A 19,826-nucleotide genomic window follows, 5' to 3' on the forward strand; every position below is an offset into this window, starting at 1 on the left:
TGCCATGGACTGTTCAGGAGAATGTTTCAGCCGTCATCACCAGGCCGCAGACGAATGCGGTGAACAGGCACCAGGCCATATAAGTGCGGCGCTTTCGACGATGCCAGCCTGAGCTGCCGAGGAGGGCGGCGGGCGCTTGCAGGCGACGCCACAGGCGTTCGCTGGTCTGAAAGGCCGCAAGGTGGGCCGGATCGGCATCCAGCCAGTGACGAAACTCGATGCGCTGGCTGGCGGTGGTAGCCGGGCTTTGCAGGTGAACATACCAGCGGTTGGCCTGCTCCTGAGCCTGATCACCGGGGAAGTCGGCTGGTTTTTCGTCATGCCTGTAAGCCTGTTGCAGTACCCGGAACATAGCGCGTTCGACCTTTTCCAGGTCGACTTCCAGAAAGGCGGCGATCTCGGCGTAGGCGACACCATCGAGGCGGCTGAGCAGGAATATCTGCTGGCGACGGCGCGAAAGTTTGCCCAGGCTGCGGCTCAACTCGGCGGCATGCCGGGATATGGGGGCATCTGGCTGCCGGGTTGGCAGATGCAACAGAGGAGAGAGCTGGCTACTCATGATCTATCGCTCGCTGATCTTCCATGGAATCTTCCTTGTAAAGTGTGTGTTGTCATCCGTGACCAGTTTCAGGCTAGTGAATTCGAGAATCATTCTCAAGTGAAAAGTGACAACAATTACTATTTTTAATGAAAGGTGGAGCTAAAATTTATGACCTTGGTCGATATTGTTTTGCTATGATCCGCGCCATTGAGACACACAAAGACTTCATTAGCCTGAAGCAGCGAAAAAACCAAAAAAAAGACCCGGCAAAAAGCCGGGTCAAAAACCGTGATTAGCCTGATGAGGAGATAATCCGGGAGTCGACCTAAGACTCCTGGGTTATCCGCCAGTCTCGCGACCAGCTGATGCAATAATAATCATTATCATTTGCAAGTCAAATGTTTTTCCTGCGTCCATTGAAATAAATAATCCTCCCTGCGCTGTGATGCCGTCCTGTACGAACCGGAGAGGCCCTCACATGTCCTGCATTTCTACCAGCAACATTCCTTCGCTGACCATTTCTCCTTCCTGGCAATGTAATGCCGCAATCACGCCTGCCTGCGCGGCACGAATGCTGTGTTCCATTTTCATGGCCTCAAGCACTACCAGTTGTGTACCCGCCTCAACCTGCTGACCCGCTTGCACCAGAACGCGCACGATGCTGCCATTCATGGGGGCAGTAAAGCCGCCTTGCCGGGTTTCACTGGTGCTGGTTGCCGCGATGGGGTCCATGCGTCTGATCGCATGCACTTCACCTTGCCACTTGAGGTACAGCTTTTCGCTCTGGCGTATGGCCAGGTGTTGATGACGAACGCCATTGCTCTCCACCACCAGTCGCTCGCCGCTCCACTGCAACAGGGCTTCGCTGCTGCGACGCAGGCGGACGACTTTCATCTGGTCCTTGCACTGCAAGTGAAGGTCGATCTGATCGGGTAGCCCGAAGCGCAGGCCTGTGTTTGAACTCCATGGCGAGTGTTGGTCCTCCGTGCAGATACGTGAAGGTTCGCTCTGGATAAAGGCTTCGGCGGCGGCCTGCCAGAACTCTTCGGTCAATTCGCCTGTGTCAGGCAGCAAGTGCTCCTTATGGCGAGGGATGAATCCGGTATCCAGCTCGGCGGCAGCAAAGGCCGGATGGCCAATGATGCGCTGCAAAAAGGGCAGATTGGTTTTCACGCCGCCCACTGCGAACTCATCCAGCATGGTCAGCAGTCGCAGGCGTGCTTCTTCACGGTTTTCGCCCCAGGCAATCAGCTTGCCCAGCATGGGGTCGTAGAACGGCGAGATGCTGTCGCCCTGGCTGACGCCGCTGTCGATCCGCCAGCCTGGGCGGGGAAGGGGCTCGCGATAGAGGTCGAGGGTGCCGGTGGCGGGCAGAAAGTCCTTTTCCGGGTCCTCGGCATACAGGCGCACTTCGATGGCGTGCCCGTTCAGGGGGACTTGCTCTTGAGTGATTGGCAGTACCTCGCCAAGGGCGACGCTGAGCTGCCACTGCACCAGATCAAGCCCGGTGATGTATTCGGTCACCGGGTGCTCGACCTGCAGGCGGGTGTTCATCTCCATGAAGAAGAACTCGCCCCGCGAATCCAGCAGAAATTCCACGGTGCCTGCACCCACATAACCGATGGCCTGGGCTGCCCGGACGGCGGCTTCGCCCATGGTCTGGCGCAATTGCGGGCTCAGGCCCGGAGCCGGCGCTTCTTCGACGACTTTCTGGTGGCGGCGCTGTATCGAGCAGTCCCGCTCATTGAGGTAGAGGCAATGCCCGTGCTGGTCGGCAAACACCTGAATCTCGATATGGCGGGGTCTGAGCAGGTACTTTTCCACCAGCATTCGCGAGTCGCCAAACGAGGACTTGGCTTCGCGCTGCGCCGAAGCCAGGGCCTCGGCCAGTTCGCTGTCTTTCTCCACAATCTTCATGCCCTTGCCGCCACCACCTGCGGTGGCCTTGAGCAGCACGGGGTAGCCGATACGTTCGGCAGCGGTACGAAAGGTGTCCAGATCCTGGGCGGCACCATGATAGCCAGGCACCAGCGGGACTCCGGCAGCTTCCATCAAGGATTTGGCGGCGGACTTGCTGCCCATGGCTTCTATGGCCGAAGCGGGCGGGCCGATAAAGATCAGTCCGGCGTTTTCAACGGCCCTGGCAAATTCGGCGCTTTCGGACAGAAAACCGTAGCCGGGATGTATCGCCTGAGCACCGCTGGAGCGGGCGGCGGCGATCAGTTTTTCGATGTGCAGGTAGCTTTCTGCTGCCTTGCTCCCGCCCAGGTCCACCCGAATGTCCGCTTCACGGCTGTGGCGTGCTTCCCGATCAATGGCGCTGTGGACGGCGACAGTGGTCAGCCCCAATTGTTTGGCGGTGCGCATGATGCGACAGGTGATTTCGCCCCGGTTGGCAACCAGCAGCGTGGTCAGAACAGGCTTGGCCGGGGCGTTCATGATTGCGAGTCCTTCTGTGTGTCCGCAGGTGTCTGCCAATAGGGTTGGCGCTTTTCCAGAAAGGCCCGCAAACCTTCCTGGCCTTCGGCGCTGGTGCGAATCCGGGCGATGGCGCTTTCGCAGTAACGGCGCAGGGATGGCGTCAGTTCGCCGCTGCCCACTTCCCGCAGCAGGTCTTTGCTGGTGCGCATGGCGTGGGGGCTGTTGAGCAGCAGATTATCGATCCAGAGTCGTGTCTGGTTTTCCAGGTCCGCCAGCGGGTAACACTCGGCAAGCAGGCCGATCTCCCGGGCACGCATTCCATCGAAGCGTTCGGCGGTCAGGGTGTAGCGCCGCGCTGCACGTTCACCGATGGCCTGAACCACAAACGGGCTGATCACCGCAGGTGCCAGGCCAATCCGCACCTCCGACAGGCAGAACTGCGCCTCTTGGGCGCCGATGGCCAGGTCGCAGCAACTGATCAGGCCCAATGCACCGCCAAATGCCGCGCCCTGGACCACGGCCAGGGTCGGGATTTTCAGTTTGGCCAGGTTGTACATCAGTTCGGCCAGTTCCCTGGCGTCGTCCAGGTTGGTGTTGTAATCCAGATCCGCTGCCTGCTGCATCCAGCTCAGGTCGGCACCCGCACTGAAATGCTTGCCATGCCCGCGAATCAGCAGAAAGCGAAGGCTGGCATTGGCGTGTACGGCGTCCAGGGCCAGGATCAGCTCGCGAATCATCTGCGCATTGAAGGCGTTGTGCTTTTCCGGGCGATTGAGCCACAGGGTGGCGAAGCCGCGTGGGTCTTCGATCAGGGTGATGGTTGCGAAGGGCGTCATGGTCTATCCCCCGGTTACATGCGAAACAGGCCGAACGTGGTGGGTTCGATGGGTGCGTTGAGCGAGGCTGAAAGTGCCAGGGCCAGGATGTCGCGGGTCTGGGCCGGGTCGATGACGCCGTCGTCCCACAGGCGTGCGCTGGAATAATAGGGGTGGCCCTGATGTTCGTACTGGTCGAGGATCGGCTGTTTCAGTTCGGCCTGCTGCTCTTCGCTGAAGGTCTGGCCACTGCGCTCGGCCTGTTCGCGCTTGACCTGCACCAGCACGCCCGCCGCCTGTTCGCCGCCCATCACGCCGATCCGCGCATTGGGCCACATCCAGAGGAATCGCGGGTCATAGGCACGGCCACACATCCCATAGTTCCCGGCCCCGAAGCTGCCACCGATGATGACGGTGAATTTGGGTACTCGGGCGCAAGCTACGGCGGTCACCAGCTTGGCGCCGTGCTTGGCGATACCGCCGCTTTCGTATTTCTGGCCGACCATGAAGCCGGTGATGTTCTGCAGGAACAGCAACGGGATGCCGCGTTGGCAGGCCAGTTCGATGAAGTGCGCGCCTTTCTGCGCGGCTTCGGCGAACAGAATGCCGTTATTGGCGAGGATCGCGACAGGGTAGCCATGCAGCCGGGCAAAGCCGCAGACCAGCGTGGTGCCGAACAGCGCCTTGAATTCATCGAGCACCGAACCGTCTACCAGTCGCGCAATGACCTCGCGCACATCGAAAGGCTGCTTGGCTTCGGCAGGAATCACGCCATACAACTCGTCGCTGGCATACAAGGGCGCAACAGGTACGCTGACGTTCAGTCGACCCTGCTTGTGCCAGTTGAGGTTGGCGACACTGCGGCGGGCCAGCTCCAGGGCGTGTTCGTCGTTCTCGGCGTAGTGGTCGGCCACTCCGGAAGTCCGGCAATGCACATCGGCACCGCCCAGTTCTTCGGCGCTCACCACTTCGCCGGTGGCGGCCTTTACCAGTGGCGGTCCGGCCAGGAAGATCGTGGCCTGTTGACGCACCATGATCGCTTCGTCGGCCATGGCGGGCACATAGGCGCCGCCCGCCGTGCAGGACCCCATGACCACGGCAATCTGCGGGATCCCCATGGCGCTCATGTTGGCCTGATTGAAGAAGATCCGCCCGAAGTGTTCGCGATCCGGAAACACCTCATCCTGACGCGGCAGGTTGGCACCGCCCGAATCCACCAGATAGATACAAGGCAGGCGATTCTGCTGGGCGATGGCCTGGGCACGCAGGTGCTTTTTGACGGTGAGCGGGTAGTAGGAGCCACCTTTGACCGTGGCGTCATTGGCGACAATCATGCATTCCACGCCTTCGACCCGGCCAATGCCGGCAATCACGCCCGCCGCCGGCACCTCTTCGTCATAGACACCATGAGCTGCGAGCTGGCCGATTTCCAGAAACGGCGAGCCGGGGTCCAGCAAGCGATTGATGCGCTCGCGGGGCAATAGCTTGCCTCGGGACGTGTGGCGCTCCTGGGCCTTGCTGCCGCCACCTTCATGAACCCTGGCCAGCAGGCGGCGCAGGTCATTGACCTGTTCCAGCAAGGCAGCGTGGTTGCTGGCGAATTCGGCGGAGCGCGTATTGATTCGGCTGGGCAGAATGGTCATGAAGCACTCCGGAAGTCAGCGGGTCTCGTTGAACAGTTCGCGGCCAATCAGCATGCGCCGGATTTCACTGGTGCCTGCGCCGATCTCGTAGAGCTTGGCGTCGCGCAGGAGGCGACCGGCCGGGAATTCATTGATGTAACCGTTGCCGCCCAGAATCTGGATGGTATCCAGTGCCATTTGCGTGGCCCGTTCGGCGCTGTAAAGGATGATCCCGGCGGCATCCTTGCGAGTGGTTTCGCCGCGATCGCAGGCCTGGGCGACGGCATACAGATACGCGCGGCTGGCATTCATCTGGGTGTACATGTCCGCGACCTTGCCCTGAATGAGTTGGAACTCGCCAATGCTCTGGCCGAACTGTTTGCGGTCGTGGATATAAGGCAGCACCACATCCATGCAGGCCTGCATGATCCCGGTCGGGCCGCCAGACAGTACGACGCGCTCGTAATCCAGGCCGCTCATCAACACCTTCACGCCGCCATTGAGCGGCCCCAGCAGGTTTTCTTCCGGGATTTCCACGTCATCGAAAAACAGCTCGCAGGTATTGGAGCCACGCATGCCGAGCTTGTCGAACTTGTTGCTGCGGGTGAAACCCTTCCAGTCGCGCTCGACGATAAAGGCACTGATGCCATGTGCAGCCTGTTCCGGGTCGGTCTTGGCGTAGATCACATAGGTGTTGGCGTCCGGGCCGTTGGTGATCCAGGTCTTGCTGCCATTGAGCACGAAACGGTCGCCATGCCGCTCGGCCCTCAGCTTCATAGACACCACGTCCGAGCCGGCATTGGGTTCGCTCATGGCCAGGGCGCCGACATGTTCGCCACTGATCAATGCGGGCAGATAACGGGCTTTCTGCGCCGGGGTACCATTGCGATTGATCTGGTTGACGCACAGGTTCGAGTGCGCCCCATAGGAGAGGGCGACTGAGGCCGACCCGCGACTGATTTCTTCCATGGCGACCACGTGGGCCAGGTAGCCAAGGCCTGCACCGCCATACTCTTCGCTGACGGTAATGCCCAGAAGGCCCATTTCTCCGAACTTGCGCCACATATCGGCCGGGAACAGGTTGTCCTTGTCGATCTGTGCGGCGCGTGGGGAGAGTTCGGACGCGACAAAGGACCGGGTCTGGTCACGCAACATGTCGATGGTTTCGCCCAAGGCGAAGTTCAGGCTGGGGTAGATCATGAATAGCGCTCCAGTTTTATTATTGGCGGATTGGCTATGACCTTTACGTTAACGTAAGCCTGGAATTGCCAAGGTGTCAATGTCGGAGGGCGAACAGGGGAAAGAGGAGGGAGATTGTGGGGAATGCCGGAAAGCACGAAGGGGAGCCTGGGCTCCCCTTCAAGGTTTCTTTGCATGCTCTTTTTTGTTTTTCGGGAGGCCTTTTATTGTTTTTGGCGACCTGGCCCTTCACATCTTTTTTGAGCGACCCCCATTCGGGATCAAGAGCAAACGTATTTTTTTGAGCGCTGATATCGCTTTTATCGTGTCGATCCAACCAGTTCCGGAGCTACCTGAAGGTAGTTTTATTGTTCTCTGCCTGGTTGCGAGTACCCTTTCGCAAGGGCCTCTAAAAGCTATCCACTCCAAAAAAATCTGTTAGCTGCGCCTCTGTCCGTGTTGTTCTTGTTATGTCAGAGCCGATACGTATTGTTTTTATTGGATTGCTGCGTTTTCTTGTTCTTGTTGTACAAGAGATATAGCAGAACCCGTGCCAGTTTTTGCGAAACCCTTTAAAAGCGGGGCTTTGGCGGGATTCTGGAGGCTGAGGCGCTTGCCCGTCAGCCATTGAATGTTTCCGTGTTACCCGTTTTCACTCAACTGATCTTGGCGAGGGTAACACTCTGTGACAAGTTGCCGCACCGGCTCGCCGACCAATGACCCTTCTCAAACGGGCAGACGAGCTATAGCCACCCTGGACCCGTTGCGGCGTTCCAGCACGGTACAGATGCGCTGGCCAGCCGCGATCAGCGGATCCAGGTCGATGCCAGTGTCGATACCCAGGCCGCCGAGCATATACAGCACGTCCTCTGTCGCCACATTGCCGCTGGCACCCTTGGCGTAAGGACAGCCGCCAAGTCCGGCAACCGAGCTGTCGAAAACCGCGATGCCTTCCAGCAGACTGGCGTAGATATTGACCAGTGCCTGGCCGTAGGTGTCGTGAAAATGCCCGGCGAGTTTGCCCCGGGGAATCTGCCCGGCGACCACGTTGAACAGCTCCCGTGTGTCGGCGGGTGTGCCGATGCCGATGGTGTCGCCCAGAGACACTTCGTAGCAGCCCATGGCGATCAATTCGTTGGCCACGGATGACACCTGTTGGGGGAGAACCTTGCCTTCGTACGGGCAGCCCAGTACGCACGACACATAACCTCGCACGCGAATGCCATGCAGATGCGCCGCCGCCATTACCGGCAGGAAACGCTCCAGGCTTTCGCTGATGGAGCAGTTGATATTGCGCTTGGAAAAGGCTTCGGAGGCTGAAGCAAATACCGCCACCTCACGAACTCCGGCCTGCAGCGCATCTTCAAAACCTTTCAGATTGGGGGTCAGTGCTGAATAGATGACACCGGTTTGAGGTTGGAGCCTGGCAAAGACTTCTGCAGAGCCGGCCATCTGCGGCACCCATTTGGGGGATACGAAACTACCGGCCTCGATGTGCTTCAGTCCTGCGGCTGTCAGGTCCTCGATCAGTTTCACCTTGTCCGAAATGCTCACCGGATGCGCTTCATTTTGCAGGCCGTCTCTGGGGCCGACTTCCACCAGGCGAACGCGTTGAGGTAAATGCATGGCGGTTGTACCTCATTTTTTGTTGAGGTTTATTGTTTATATTTTTGATACTAAAGGGTTTTATCCAGCGCAGCCCTGCAGCGTTCCTCTGCGGTATCCAGCTCCAGCTGCATCTGCTGAATATCCAGAAGCTGCTGCTCCAACTGGTTGCGGCGCTCTTCGATCTTGCCCAGCATGCTGTGTAACTGCTTCTGATTGTCACCGTGAGGGTCGTACAGCTCGATCAGCTCCCTGCATTCAGCCAGGGAGAAGCCGATGCGTTTACCGCGCAGGATCAGCTTGAGGGTGACTTTGTCACGGGGGGAGTAGATACGCTCCAGGCCCCGTCTTTCAGGGCTGAGCATGCCTTGTTCCTCGTAAAAGCGAATGGCGCGGGTAGTGATATCCAGTTCGCGGGCGAGGTCGGAGATGCTGTAGGTCGGGCTATTCATGGGGCGCTCGGCGGGGGAAACCTTTGAGTTAACCTAAGGCTGGCTTGACGTATACGTCAAGCCGGTACCGCTCTGCAGAGTCAAAGTTAAAGCTAGAACTAGCTTTAACTTTTAAATTTAAATCTATATTTATCAGTTATTTGAGTCATATAGCTTATGCTGTTTCTGTCTTTTTTTCCTGTGCGGTAACCCGCTGGCACAGTTCGATAAGCTGCTCGCGCATCCAGCGATTGGCCGGATCCTGGTCGGTGCTTTCGTGCCAGTACAGATGGGTTTCCACTGCCGGAACATCGCTGACCGGCAACTGCGCATAGTGCAGGTCATGACGTCGGGAAAAGCGCTCGGGGACGGTCATGACCATGTCGGTCTGTTGCAGCACCTGGGTCGCCATCAGGTAGTGCTGGGAACGCAAGGCGATCTTGCGCTGGATTCCCATCTTGCCCAGCGCCAGGTCCACATGCCCAAGGCCGCTGCGACGGCTGGAAATATGAATGTGCGCCTGCGCCAGATAGTCATCCAGATTGAAGGCTGCCTTGCCTGCCAGAGGATGGCCTTTGCGCATGGCGCAGACGTATTTGTCTTCCATCAACTTGACATGCCGTACCTGCGGATCGGTATTGAGAGGCGCATCGACGGCGAAGTCCAGGCGCCCTGCGGCCAGTTCCTTGGTGGTTTCGCGACGTTTGGACAGGAAGCTTTCGATGGTCACTGCCGGGGCCTGACGCCGCAGGCGCTGAAACAGCAGGGGCAGGATCACCGCTTCGGTGAGGTCGGTCATGCTGATGCGGTAGTTCTTGCTGGCCTGCAGCGGATTGAAAATCCGGCTTTCCTGCACCGACACTCGCAGTAGTGACAAGGCATTGCGCACCGGGCCGATGATGTTCTGGGCCATGGGCGTGGGCACCATGCCCTGTGCCGTGCGCACGAACAGCGGATCGTTGAAGGTTTCCCGCAGTCGCGCCAGGGCGTTGGATACCGCTGGCTGGGTAATACCCACGATCTGGCCGGCTCGTGTCAGATTGGCTTCGGTGTAAATGGCGTCGAAGACAATGAAAAGATTGAGATCAACCTTGCTCAGGTTCATTGGAGGCGCCTCTCGTTGTTCTTGTAGGGTCACTGCTTATGCCGCAGCGTAGCCCGATCATATATTGGTTATGAATGTTTATATACGCCGAGAATAGATTAGATAAATGCCGGTGGGTTCTTTAGCATCCTTTCCATGACCTCCATTCCCTTGAGAAGGTAGCTGCCGATGGATTTTGCCTATTCCCCGAAAGTGCAGGAGCTACGCGAGCGCGTCACTGCCTTCATGGACGCTTACGTTTATCCCGCTGAGCCGGTGTTCGAGCGCCAGGTGGCGGAAGGTGACCGCTGGCAGCCCACGGCAATCATGGAAGAGCTCAAAGCCAGGGCCATGGAGCAAGGCCTGTGGAACCTGTTCCTGCCCGAGTCGAAACTGGGCGCAGGCCTGACCAATCTTGAATACGCGCCCCTGGCTGAAATCATGGGGCGCTCGCTGCTGGGGCCTGAGCCTTTCAACTGTTCGGCTCCGGATACCGGCAATATGGAAGTGCTGGTGCGTTACGCAACCCCGGAGCAGAAGCAGCAATGGCTGGAGCCGCTGCTGCGGGGCGAGATTCGTTCGGCCTTTGCCATGACCGAGCCTGACGTGGCGTCCTCGGATGCAACCAATATGGCGGCCCGCGCCGAGCGGGATGGCGATGAGTGGGTTATCAATGGCCGCAAGTGGTGGACCTCCGGCGCCTGTGACCCGCGCTGCAAAATCCTGATTTTCATGGGCCTGACCAACCCTGATGGGCCTCGTCATCAGCAGCACTCCATGATTCTTGTGCCTGCTGATACGCCCGGCGTGAAAATCGTGCGGCCGCTGCCGGTCTTTGGCTATGACGATGCGCCTCACGGGCACGCCGAGGTGCTGTTCGAGAATGTCCGGGTGCCTTATGGCAATGTGCTGTTGGGCGAAGGGCGTGGTTTTGAAATCGCCCAGGGGCGTCTGGGGCCTGGGCGTATCCACCACTGCATGCGCTCGATCGGCATGGCGGAGCGGGCTTTGGAACTGATGTGTCAGCGTGCTGCCAGTCGCGTGGCATTCGGCAAGCCATTGGGGTTGCTGGGCGGCAATATCGACAGGATTGCGGATTCGCGCATGGAAATCGACATGGCGCGGCTGCTGACCCTCAAGGCCGCTTACATGATGGATACCGTGGGTAACAAGGTGGCCAAAAGCGAGATTGCCCAGATCAAGGTGGTGGCGCCCAACGTGGCTTTGAAAGTCATTGACCGGGCCATCCAGATCCATGGCGGCGCAGGGGTTTCCAATGATTTCCCGCTGGCCTATATGTATGCCATGCAGCGCACCTTGCGTCTGGCCGACGGCCCGGATGAGGTGCATCGTGCGGCTATTGGCAAATTTGAACTGGGAAAATACCTGCCTCAGAGGTGAGTAGGTCAGGGGGGCGGATTCAATTCACCCAGACTTCAACCCGCCGGTTCTTGATCCGGCCATCGTCGGCATCGTTGCCAGCGACCGGCATTTCGTCGCCGAAGCCCAGTATTTCGTGGAAAGTCACGCCACTTTTCTGCAGTTCCCGGCGAACCGCCATGGCGCGCAGCCGGGAAAGCAGGGTGGCCCGTGCCGAATCGCTCTTGGCATCGCCAAAACCCACCAGTGTGACTTGCTGATCGAGCTTCTGATGGGTTTTGAGGTAATCCGCCACACGCCTGAGATCCAGCTGTGCCTTGTTATCCAGTCGGGCGCTGCCCTGGGCAAAGCGGAAGTTGACCGACAGGCGCTCGGCCTTGCGAGTCAATGCCTGATAGTCCTCGGGCATCTGCGCCGTTGCCTGCACCTTCATGGCCTGAACGGTCTGGGCCACAAAACCGTTGCTGGCCACGATAGCCTGGCCTTCGGCGCTTTGCACAAAGTGAACCAGTGCCTGGGCCCAGTCATGGTTTGCCTTGGGCGGAACATAAAGATACAGGCGTCTCGAAAGCGGGTAATCCTCGGTGGCAATCAGGCTGACAGTCGGCAGCATCGCTTTTGATTCGCCGTCGGTAACCGCTACGGCTTTGGTGTGGCGAACATAAGGCAGGCCGATGAAGCCAATGCCGTTGCGATCATGGCTGACCGCATCGGAAAGTTGCTCGCTGGACTCGAAGCGCCTCGCCTGACGCGACAGGTTCTTGCTGTTGCGGGTCAGCACCAGTTCCTTGAAGGTTTCATAGGTGCCGGAATTTTCGTCGCGTGCGTATAGATGAATCTCGCCGGCATTGCCGCCGACTTCTTGCCAGTCTCGGATTTCTCCCGAAAAGATGCGAGCCAGTTCCAGAGTGCTGAGCTGTCGCAGCGGATTGCCCGGATGCAAGATGACCGCTACGCCGTCGATGGCGATCACTTGTTCGCTCTCGAGGCTTTTCAGGTCGCCAAGGGCTTTGAGTTCCTGGGCTTCCTGATCCTTGATCGGTCGTGAAGAGGCCGCAATATCGGCGCTGCCTGCCTTGAGCGCAGTGAAACCGGTGCCCGAACCGTGGGCGGCAATTTCCGCGACCACCACCTGTCCGGCTGCCGTGGAGCCCGTCACGCGGGTTTCGTTGGGTTGGGTGCCGGGAAGTCTTTGCAGGGCTTGCAGCCCTTGCTGGCGCATCAGGCCTTCGACCAGTGCCGGGCCCAGTTGCGCATTGATGGTGTTGGAACCCTGGATGCGCAACGCCGGCGTGTTGCCCGTCGGTACGGGCAGCGCAGCCTGGGTCATGCAGGGCAGGAAGGCGCAGGGCAGCACCAGTGCGCAAAGCAGAGCGCGCAGCATCTGCGTCACCTTGTATAGCGGAAAGTCTCGGCAGAATAAGACAGAAAGATTGCTGAAATATGACGCTTGATGAGGCGTCTGGTGTTTATTCGCGCCGACTCGCCTGCGGGTCACAGGCAAGCCGGTATCGCGACATTTATCAGCTCAATTCAAGCCAGATAGGCGCGTGATCCGAAGGTTTTTCCATACCGCGCAACTCGTAGTCCACGCCGGCTGCCTTGATGCGTGGTTGCAGACCTGTGGACGTCATGATCAGGTCGATGCGCAGTCCGCGCTTGGGGCTGTCTTCAAAGCCGCGACTGCGGTAGTCGAACCAACTGAACTGATCCGCCACTTCCGGGTGCAGGTGCCGGAAGCTGTCCACCAGGCCCCAGTTCTTCAGGCGCTCCATCCATTCGCGCTCTTCCGGCAGAAAGCTGCATTTGCCGGTTTTCAGCCAGCGCTTGGCATTGTCCGGGCCGATGCCGATGTCGCAGTCTTGCGGGGAAATATTCACATCGCCCATGACGATCAGCGGCTGGTCATTGCTGAAACGGCTTTCCAGCAGTGCTTGCAGGTCGTTGTAGAAGCGTTGCTTGGCGGGGAACTTGGTGGGGTGGTCGCGGCTTTCGCCCTGAGGGAAGTAACCATTCATGATGGTGATCGGCTGGCCATTGCTGTCAGCGTAGGTGCCCCAGATGAAACGCTTCTGTGCCTCTTCGTCGTCCCCCTCGAAACCCTTGTGCAGGGCCAGTGGCATATTGCGTGAAAGCAGGGCAACGCCGTAATGGCCTTTCTGACCATGGAAGTGAACGTGGTAGCCCAGCGATTCGATCTCTGCCTGGGGAAACTGCTCGTCGCTGACCTTGGTTTCCTGTAGGCCAATCACGTCAGGCTGATGTTTTTCGATCAGCGCCGCCAGCTGATGCGGTCGGGCACGCAGACCGTTGATATTGAAAGATACAATTTTCATGAAGCGGCAATCCTGAATTCATACAAAGAAGCGATGCTAGCCGACCGGCCGATTTACGGCCAGCGTGCTGTCGGCTGCTACGCTGGATTGATGGCTGGAACTGTTCCGGCTGTGCTTGCTCTCACCCTTGCGCAGCCATGGATGAAAATGGCTGCAAGGCCAGTGCGCAGAAGGCTTTTTTCTGACCGGACCTTCAGGTTTTCCTGCAGGTTGTGGCGTAAGGGATTGAAAGTTCGACCTATTGACGGGTTCCAGCAGAATCTGTCGATCGTGTTAGCATCCGTGACCATATGAAGTTTTTAACCCTGCTCAGCAGCGCGCTGCTGATGTCCATGAGCGCAACGGCCCTTGCCCAAGCCCGTCTGGATGTCAGGATCAAGCCCGCGAATCCGGAACTCAAAGCCAACGTCGAAGGATATGTAGGCAGCCTTGGCGAGCGTGATGCCGAGGCCCTGAAACATTTCAGCCTGGGCGCTGAAGAACAGGCGCAGAAGGCAGCTCAGGCGCTGGGCTACTATCAGGCGCAAATTGACAGTCAGGTGACAGGCGACCAGGACCCGAAGCTGGTCATCACCATCCAGCCCGGTGAACCTATCCGCCTGCGCAATGTGACGGTACGTATCGATGGGCCAGCGGCGTCCCTCAAGGCTTTTCAGGTTCCCAGGAGCCGGGCTCTCGCTCCCGGTGCCGTGCTCAACCACGGTTATTATGAAGATGCAAAGCGCCTGATCCAGAATCAGGCCTCACGCTACGGTTTTTTCAGCGGCCGCTTTACCAGCCAGCGTCTGACGATAGACCCTCGCGCCGGGGTGGCGGATATCGATCTGGTCTATGACAGCGGTCCGCGCTACTCCCTGGGCAAAGTGGTGTTCAGTGGCGATACACCGCTCGATGACGACCTGCTCAAGCGCATGGTGCCGTTCAAAGAAAACACGCCTTACGACTCGCAACTGATCGCCGAACTCAATCAGGCCATGCAGTCCAGTGGCTATTTCGAGGGCGTGCGGGTGGATGCAGCTCCCGCCGCTGCCGTGGGGCAGGTCATTCCGGTGAGTGTGCAACTGGAAACCCGCAAGCCGCGCACCATGGGCCTGGGTCTGGGTTTTTCCACTGACGTCGGGCCGCGTGGCAAGGCCAACTGGACGCGCCACTGGGCCAATCCCCAAGGGCACAGTTATGGGTTTGAAACAGAGCTGTCGGCACCCCGGCAGAATGTGGGCCTGTGGTACGACATACCGCTCGATCCACCACTGACCGACAAGCTGCGTTTTGCCGGTGGTTATCAATATGAAGAAATCGCAGGCACCGACAGCCTCAGCAAGCTGCTCACCGTCGGCCCGGAATGGCACAGCAAGTTGCCCAGTGGCTGGGAGCGGGTGGTTTCCCTCAAGTGGCAGCGAGAAGAGTATCGCCTGGGCGATGACAGCGGCCTGAGCACCTTGCTGATGCCCGGTATCAGCTATTCGTTCCTGCGCAGCGACAACCGCATCGATCCGAGCCAGGGCTACCGGTTGCAGTTCGATGCGCAGGTTGCCAAGGAGGGCGTGATGTCAGATGCCAACCTGTTTCATGGCAACGTACTGCTCAAGGGCCTGACCACCGTTGCGCAGAATCACCGTTTTCTCGGGCGCGTGCAGTTCGGTGGCAACCTGACCAATGGCTATAAATCCATCCCGCCGTCTCTGCGCTTTTTTGCCGGTGGCGATCAGAGCGTTCGCGGTTATGACTATCAGACCCTGTCGCCGACCAACTCCGATGGCGACCGTATCGGCGGTCGCTACATGGTGGCGGGCAGTGTCGAGTATCAATACTCCATCGCGGAAAAATGGCGTCTGGCGACTTTTGTCGATCAGGGCAACTCCTTCAATAACCTTGAGCTGCCGAGCCTGAAGACCGGCGTAGGCTTCGGGGTGCGCTGGGTTTCACCGGTCGGGCCGTTGCGCCTGGATCTGGCCCGTGCGCTGGACGATGACGGCGGGATTCGTCTGCACTTCTCCATGGGACCGGAACTGTGAAGCGTCTGAACATCAAGCGTGGGGCGAAGATCGCGGGTCTGGGGCTGGTCACGATCCTGCTGCTGTTGCTGGTGGGCACCTGGATGGCAGTGGGCACGCAGAGCGGCAGCCAGTGGGCACTGGCGCGAGTACCGGGTTTGCAGGTAGAGAATTTCAGCGGCCGGCTGGGCGGGCAATGGCGTGCTGACTCTGTGCTCTGGCAGCAGGGCGAGGATCGCGTTGAAGTCAGAGCCGTCCAGTTCGACTGGTCGCCTGCCTGCCTCTTGAGGATGACGCTGTGCATCGAGCAACTGCATGCCGATCAGGTACGTATGCATTTCGCGGCCAGCGAAGAGACTGTCAGCGAAGGCCCGCTGTCCTTGCCGCAACTGAAACTGCCGCTGGCGATTCGCTTGAATGACGTGCAACTGGGCAGCCTGCAACTGGACGGCGTCGAGCAACTGAGTGATCTGAAACTGGCGGCGCACTGGACGGCTGATGGCCTGCTGATCGACTCGGCCCATTTGCAGCGCGACAGTCTGGTTCTCGACCTTGTCGGCCTGCTGAAGCCCGAGGGTGAGTGGCCGCTGACTGCCAAAGGCACCTTGCAACTGCCGCCACAGGACGGACAGTCATGGACACTGGCGCTGGATATCACCGGCGCACTGCTCAAGACCCTGCAACTCAAGGCCGACAGCAGTGGTTACTTGCAGGGGCGATTGAGTGGCGAGTTGCAAGCGCTGGCCGAACATTTGCCGGCCAAAGTGAGCATCACCTCCGAGCGATTCAAGCCCGGTGCCGGATTGCCGGATACCTTGCAGCTTGAGCAGGTGTTGCTCAATGCCGAAGGCAACCTCGACAGCGGCTACCAGATTACCGGTACCGCCAGCCTGCCCGCCGAACAAGGCCCGGTCGCTCTGGCGCTGCAAGGCCGTGTGGATGCCAAAGGCGCTGATATCGAGACGCTGCAACTGACCGCCAGTGAGCAGCAGCATCTCACCCTCAACGGCCAGTTGAACTGGGAAAAAGCGTTCAAGGCTGATGCGAAAATCGACTGGCTGGACTTCCCGTGGCAGCGGCTTTATCCGCTGGCGAGCGAGCCTCAGGTCAGTCTGCGCACATTCAAGGGCGAGATTTCCTACACCGACGGCCAGTATCTGGGCAATTTCAGTTCCGACCTGGATGGCCCGGCAGGTGCTTTCAGCCTGGGCAGCCCGTTCAGTGGTGATTTGCAGCGGGTGTACCTGCCGCAACTGGAACTGGTTGCTGGGCAGGGTAAGGCCAGCGGTCATCTGAATCTGCAGTTCGCCGATGGCATCGGTTGGGACACTGCTCTGGATCTGGGCTCGCTCGATCCGTCCTATTGGGTCGCGGAACTGCCGGGCACTCTGGCCGGGGCGCTGCGCAGCAAAGGGCAATTGAAAGACGAAAAGCTCGAACTCAATGCCGACTTGGACCTCAAGGGGCGTTTGCGTGGTCAGCCAGCGGTGTTGCTGGTCAAGGCCGATGGTGCGGGTGAGCAATGGAACCTCGGTGCGCTGGATATACGCCTGGGCGACAACCGGATCCAGGGTCGTGGCAGCTTGCAGCAGCGTCTTGCGGGTCAGGTGGACCTCAACCTGCCTCGCCTTGGGCAGCTATGGCCACGATTGCAGGGGCGGATCAACGCAAAACTGGATCTGGCCGGAACGCTCCAGGCCCCTCAGGGGCGGTTTGACCTGCAAGGCTCGCAACTGGCCTTGCAGGACAATCGCCTGCAAAACCTGACAATGGCGGCGAAGCTCGATCAGGCCCAGCGGGCAACGGTCGATCTCAAGGGCAGCGGTATTTACGCCGGCGACACGGCCTTGGGAACCTTGACCGTCAATGGGCAGGGCACGCTCAAGAACCAGCAGATGAAAATCGACCTGCAAGGCCCGTTGCTGAAACTGGCTCTGGCACTCGACGGTGTTCTGGATAAGGGCAACTGGCGCGGACGACTGGCCAGCGGCGCCATTCAGAGCGGCGGACAGGACTGGAAACTGCAACAGCCTGCAAAGCTTGAGCGTCTGGCCGACGGCAAGATCAACTTCGGTGCCCATTGCTGGGCTTCCGGGCAGGCAAGCCTGTGCGGTGAAGATCAGCGTCTGATGCCTGAGCCCCAATTGCGTTATCACCTGAAGAAATTCCCCCTCGAAAGCCTGGCTCAGTGGCTGCCCAAGGACTTCGCCTGGAAAGGCGCGCTCAATGCCGATATCCGACTCGATCTGCCAGCCGCCGGACCTGACGGGCAAATCACGGTCGATGCCAGCAACGGCACGCTGCGGGTAAGGGAAAAGGATCAGTGGCTGGACTTTCCTTATCGCAGCCTGAAACTCAGCAGCACCCTGAAACCACGCAGTATCGATTCGCGACTGGATTTCGATGGCGAGAAACTGGGCAGGCTGTTGCTCACGGCGCGAATCGACCCGCTGTCGCGTGAAAAGAGCCTGAGTGGCGACTTCAGCCTGTCCGGCCTGGACGTTTCCGTGGCGCGGCCCTTCGTGCCCATGGTGCAGAAGCTCAATGGCCGCCTGAGTGGCAATGGTCGGCTGTCCGGTGGTCTGCTGGCACCTCAGGTCAATGGCAGTCTCAGCCTGGAGGGTGGTGAGGTTTCGGGGCCGGAGCTCCCCATGGAGTTGCAGGACCTGAAAGTCCAGGCCCTGATTGCCGGGGAAAGTGTACAGCTCAATGGTGGCTGGAAGAGCGGCGCGACCGGGCAGGGCACAGTGAGCGGGCAGGTGGCCTGGGGGCAGGCCCTGATGGTGGATATCAACCTCAAGGGCTCGCGCCTGCCGATTACCGTCGAACCTTATGTCGCCGTGGAAGCGGCGCCCGACCTGAAAATCTCCATGCACAACGACCGGCTGGGCATTTCCGGCAAGGTGCTGGTGCCCAAGGGTACGATCACGGTGCGCGAGTTGCCGCCTTCTACTGTGAAGCTGTCGGGGGATACAGTCATCGTGGGCCAGCAGACCGAAGAGGGCGCACCGCCGCTGGCCATGGCGATGGATATCGATGTCGAGGTCGGACAGGAAAAACTGGCGTTCAGCGGCTTCGGGCTGACGGCCAACCTTGTCGGGCATGTGCACATTGGCGACAATCTGGATACCCGTGGCGAACTGAACCTCAATGACGGACGTTACCGCGCTTATGGCCAGCGCCTGACCATCCGCAAGGCTCGCCTGTTGTTTGCAGGCCCCATCGATCAGCCTTATCTGGATATCGAAGCGATTCGCCAGACCGACGAGATCATCGCCGGTATCCGCCTGACTGGCAGTGCCGATCAGCCCACTACCGAAGTGTTTTCCGAACCTGCCATGAGTCAGGAGCAGGCGCTGTCCTATCTGGTGATGGGCAGGCCGCTGGGCAATACCGGGGAAGACAGCAACATGGTTGCCCAGGCCGCCCTGGCGCTGGGCGTGGCGGGAAGTGCATCGACTACCGGCAAACTTGCCGACAACCTCGGGATCAAGGACTTTGAGCTCGATACCACCGGCACCGGCAACAAGACCAATGTCGTGGCCAGCGGCAAGATCACCGAAAAACTCAGCCTGCGTTATGGTGTAGGCGTGTTCGAGCCGGCCAATACCATTGCGTTGCGCTATATGCTGAGCAAAAGGGTATATCTGGAAGCGGCCAGCGGTATTGCCAGTTCACTGGATATTTTCTATAAACGGGATTTTTAGCGCGAAGGCTCTATCTCGTACCCGTTTCGGAAATATCCGATCTAGGTACTCTGACACTTTCGTGGTTAACTTCCGGCTCTTCAAAAACTCTGTAAAAGGACTTGGTTTCATGGCTCAAGTAACGCTAAAAGGCAACCCTGTACAAATCGCTGGCGACCTGCCGAAAACCGGCAGCGCTGCTCCCGCTTTCACTCTGGTCGGTGCCGGCCTTGCCGATGTGACCCTGGCTGACTTTGCGGGCAAGCGTAAAGTCCTGAACATCTTCCCAAGTGTCGATACTCCGACCTGCGCCACTTCCGTGCGCAAGTTCAACGCCCAGGCCAATGACGTCGCAAACGCCGTCGTGCTGTGCATTTCCGCTGACCTGCCATTCGCCCAGGCTCGTTTCTGTGGCTCGGAAGGTCTGGAGAACGTCCAGAACCTGTCTTCTTTCCGCAGTGCCGATTTCGGCAAGAACTACGGCGTTGAAATCGCCGATGGTGCCCTGGCTCACCTGACGGCTCGTGCTGTTGTCGTCCTGGACGAAAACAACAATGTATTGCACAGCGAGCTGGTTTCGGAAATCGCCGAAGAGCCGAACTATGAAGCGGCTCTGGCTGTATTGAAGTAATACGTTGCAACACTTCAGCGGCCTGAATCCGTTCAGGCCGTTTTTTTATTTGTGCTTCAACCGTTTAACAAAAGTAAGCGCTTGGTAAAGGCGCTTTGCTT

The 19,826-nt window shown here is 59.0% G+C and carries 15 protein-coding genes; 5 read left to right on the forward strand and 10 right to left on the reverse strand.

Annotated features, from left to right (window positions below; translation table 11 throughout):
• Positions 1 to 13 precede the first annotated feature (13 nt).
• From KGD89_RS12290 to KGD89_RS12310, 5 genes are all read right to left on the reverse strand, one after another.
• A complete protein-coding gene (locus tag KGD89_RS12290) occupies positions 14 to 559 on the reverse strand; it encodes a DUF4880 domain-containing protein (RefSeq protein ID WP_025260078.1) in 546 nt (181 codons plus the stop codon).
• Positions 560 to 1,015: 456 nt separating this feature from the next.
• A complete protein-coding gene (locus KGD89_RS12295) occupies positions 1,016 to 2,980 on the reverse strand; it encodes an acetyl/propionyl/methylcrotonyl-CoA carboxylase subunit alpha (RefSeq protein WP_025260079.1) in 1,965 nt (654 codons plus the stop codon).
• A complete protein-coding gene (locus tag KGD89_RS12300; RefSeq protein ID WP_095068043.1) occupies positions 2,977 to 3,798 on the reverse strand; it encodes a gamma-carboxygeranoyl-CoA hydratase in 822 nt (273 codons plus the stop codon). Before KGD89_RS12300 ends, KGD89_RS12295 begins: the two co-directional genes overlap by 4 nt.
• Positions 3,799 to 3,812: 14 nt before the next feature.
• On the reverse strand, positions 3,813 to 5,420 hold the full coding sequence (locus KGD89_RS12305; protein ID WP_025260081.1) for a carboxyl transferase domain-containing protein: 1,608 nt from the start codon (positions 5,418 to 5,420) through the stop codon (positions 3,813 to 3,815).
• Between the two features lie 15 nt (positions 5,421 to 5,435).
• Entirely contained in the window at positions 5,436 to 6,599 is a 1,164-nt protein-coding gene (locus tag KGD89_RS12310; RefSeq protein WP_025260082.1) for an isovaleryl-CoA dehydrogenase, read from the reverse strand.
• 184 nt (positions 6,600 to 6,783) lie between these two features.
• On the opposite strand from KGD89_RS12310, the gene KGD89_RS26225 reads away from it, so the two are divergent.
• Positions 6,784 to 7,020: a hypothetical protein gene (locus KGD89_RS26225; protein WP_038400378.1), complete on the forward strand. Its 237-nt coding sequence runs from the start codon at positions 6,784 to 6,786 to the stop codon at positions 7,018 to 7,020.
• A 284-nt stretch (positions 7,021 to 7,304) separates the two neighbouring features.
• Here KGD89_RS26225 and KGD89_RS12315 read toward each other — a convergent pair whose 3' ends face one another.
• The 3 genes from KGD89_RS12315 to KGD89_RS12325 all read right to left on the reverse strand — a co-directional run bounded on the left by KGD89_RS12315 (position 7,305) and on the right by KGD89_RS12325 (position 9,719).
• A complete protein-coding gene (locus KGD89_RS12315) occupies positions 7,305 to 8,204 on the reverse strand; it encodes a hydroxymethylglutaryl-CoA lyase (RefSeq protein ID WP_025260084.1) in 900 nt (299 codons plus the stop codon).
• A gap of 50 nt (positions 8,205 to 8,254) precedes the next feature.
• Positions 8,255 to 8,635 carry a MerR family transcriptional regulator gene (locus KGD89_RS12320; protein WP_038399849.1) on the reverse strand — a complete coding sequence of 127 codons (381 nt, stop codon included), beginning with the start codon at positions 8,633 to 8,635 and terminating at the stop codon, positions 8,255 to 8,257.
• Between the two features lie 154 nt (positions 8,636 to 8,789).
• Positions 8,790 to 9,719, reverse strand: coding sequence for a LysR family transcriptional regulator (locus KGD89_RS12325; protein ID WP_025260085.1), 930 nt, complete (start codon positions 9,717 to 9,719; stop codon positions 8,790 to 8,792).
• Between the two features lie 168 nt (positions 9,720 to 9,887).
• Here KGD89_RS12325 and KGD89_RS12330 point away from each other — a divergent pair, with 168 nt between their 5' ends.
• Positions 9,888 to 11,099 (forward strand): acyl-CoA dehydrogenase, encoded by a 1,212-nt coding sequence (locus KGD89_RS12330; protein ID WP_038399851.1) that lies wholly within the window; start codon positions 9,888 to 9,890, stop codon positions 11,097 to 11,099.
• Positions 11,100 to 11,118: 19 nt separating this feature from the next.
• On the opposite strand, the gene KGD89_RS12335 is transcribed toward KGD89_RS12330, so the two are convergent.
• Positions 11,119 to 12,462, reverse strand: coding sequence for a substrate-binding domain-containing protein (locus KGD89_RS12335; RefSeq protein WP_025260086.1), 1,344 nt, complete (start codon positions 12,460 to 12,462; stop codon positions 11,119 to 11,121).
• A gap of 139 nt (positions 12,463 to 12,601) precedes the next feature.
• Complete coding sequence (xthA, locus tag KGD89_RS12340) at positions 12,602 to 13,414, reverse strand: exodeoxyribonuclease III (RefSeq protein ID WP_025260087.1); 813 nt, start codon at positions 13,412 to 13,414, stop codon at positions 12,602 to 12,604.
• A gap of 290 nt (positions 13,415 to 13,704) precedes the next feature.
• Here xthA and KGD89_RS12345 point away from each other — a divergent pair, with 290 nt between their 5' ends.
• The 3 genes from KGD89_RS12345 to tpx all read left to right on the forward strand — a co-directional run bounded on the left by KGD89_RS12345 (position 13,705) and on the right by tpx (position 19,725).
• Complete coding sequence (locus KGD89_RS12345; RefSeq protein ID WP_025260089.1) at positions 13,705 to 15,429, forward strand: autotransporter assembly complex protein TamA; 1,725 nt, start codon at positions 13,705 to 13,707, stop codon at positions 15,427 to 15,429.
• 5 nt (positions 15,430 to 15,434) lie between these two features.
• Positions 15,435 to 19,115, forward strand: a complete 3,681-nt coding sequence (locus KGD89_RS12350) for a translocation/assembly module TamB domain-containing protein (RefSeq protein WP_025260090.1) — start codon at positions 15,435 to 15,437, stop codon at positions 19,113 to 19,115.
• Positions 19,116 to 19,224: 109 nt separating this feature from the next.
• Positions 19,225 to 19,725 (forward strand): thiol peroxidase, encoded by a 501-nt coding sequence (gene tpx / locus KGD89_RS12355; protein WP_025260091.1) that lies wholly within the window; start codon positions 19,225 to 19,227, stop codon positions 19,723 to 19,725.
• Positions 19,726 to 19,826 lie beyond the last annotated feature (101 nt).

Origin of the sequence: Pseudomonas cichorii, assembly GCF_018343775.1 — a bacterium.
GTDB classification, from domain to species: domain Bacteria; phylum Pseudomonadota; class Gammaproteobacteria; order Pseudomonadales; family Pseudomonadaceae; genus Aquipseudomonas; species Aquipseudomonas cichorii.